This is a genomic window from Bartonella refiksaydamii (genome assembly GCF_902652675.1).
In the GTDB taxonomy this organism is placed as follows: Bacteria; Pseudomonadota; Alphaproteobacteria; order Rhizobiales; family Rhizobiaceae; genus Bartonella; species Bartonella refiksaydamii.
Window position 1 is genome coordinate 1 of record NZ_LR736358.1, and the last position, 1,778, is coordinate 1,778.

The 1,778-nt window shown below is 46.5% G+C and carries 1 pseudogene; it reads left to right on the plus strand.

Annotated features, from left to right (window positions below):
- Positions 1-1,778, plus strand: a pseudogene (locus GQO39_RS08400) (two-partner secretion domain-containing protein); the annotation flags it as partial.

Here is a 1,778-nt window from a genome sequence, read left to right on the forward strand (position 1 = left end):
CGCTCTTCTGGTTCAGCAAAAGTGATTTTAAATGAAGTGACCAGCAGCAACCGTACGGCATTGGCTGTGATGGTTGTGGCTTTATCAATACGCCACATGCGACCTTAACCACGGGTGTACCAGAAATTGATGGGCGTGGTTTTCTGAAAGGTTTTGAGGTTCAAGGTGGGGATATCACCTTTGGACCTCAGGGAGCGAATTTTTTCTCAGGCCAAGGGGCTGTTGATATTGTCGATATTGTTTCCCGCACAGTGCATTTTGAAGGAGCTGTTGCGGGCAGGGAGATTGGAGTGACAGCAGGGACAGGTCACTTTGATTACGCTTCGCGCCAAATGAAAGAGCTGACCGATATTACTGGCAAACCGGAATATGCGATAGACGGTTCTGCATTGGGTGCTCTACAAGCGGATAGAATAAAACTTGTGGCGACAGAAAAAGGCGTTGGGGTTCGCATGCGCCATGATATGGCGGCAAATACGGGGCAGTTGCGCCTTTCTGCTGACGGGAAAATTTCGTTGAAGAATGTTTTTGGTCATGATGGCGTTGTTCTTCAATCAAAAAGCGATACCCTTCATGCAAAGCACATTACGTCGAAAAAACATGTTGAGATTGCAGCAAAAAAAGATGTTACGTTAGAGATGGTTGGCGCTGATGGTCATTTAAAAATAGAGGCGCAGGATGGACTTTTATCGATTTCCGGAAAAGCTACCTCGGAGGGCAAAATGGAGCTTTCTTCACGCCATGCTCTCCACGTTTCAGGGCTTGGCGCTGGCGCTGATGTGACACTTAAAACAGATGGAGCTCTTACGATTGATGAGACTGTTTTAGCTGGGGGCAATTTAAGGGCGCATGCCGGTGGTGATATACAAGCCCATTTTTTAGCTGGTGGGGTTGATATGGCAGCAACACAAGCTGCGGGTAGCCTTGTTTTGGGCAGCCAAGGAGATGTCGATCTCCAAAGTGCGGGCGGGATCATTAATGCCACAAATATTTATGGAGCAGGAAATGTCACACTTGTTGCATATCATGGGCTTTCTGTTTCTCAAACAATCCTATCGCATCACAATGTTGCCATTCATGTTGAACCTCATGCTGGCATTCATTTTTGGCAAGTTTTAGCCTATGGCAGAGCAGACATTTATGGTGGGGCGGTAGAATTTTCTGCCATGATGACGGGTGATGATGCCGTTTTAAAGGTGGGGAGCCTTGATGCAGGCACCCTCATGACAGGTTTAGATTTTGTTCACTCTCAGGTGAGCCCTTCGAACCCTACAGGTGATTTTGTTTTTCATGACAAAGGCTCCCTTTCTCTCACGGCACAAAGGGGTGTAAAGGTTGGACATATTATCAGTGGTAGCAATATTGATATTCTTGCTGGCAACGACATTTATTATGATCAGGTCATTGGCTATGGCACAGCCACATTGACCTCGGTATCAGGAGGGATCAGTGTTGAGAATGTGCTGTCTGCTAAGGGGGATGTGAGATTGACAGCCAACACTCTCGATTTGAGCAATGATCGTTCTCATATTTACACACCGCAAACGCTGTATTTAACTGCGGATCATATTTATGTCTCGGGCAGCACGCTGATTTATGGTGGTTTAGATTTTCAAAGCACCAATGTTCTTGATATTCACCATGCACGGCTACAAGCCATTACCGATGAAGGCGGGACTGGAGATATTCTCTTTGTTGCTCCAGGCGTTATGGTGGATGAGACCACATCGGTTTTAGCGGCACGAGATTTTGTCATCAAAACAGAGGAGCTTGAAAAT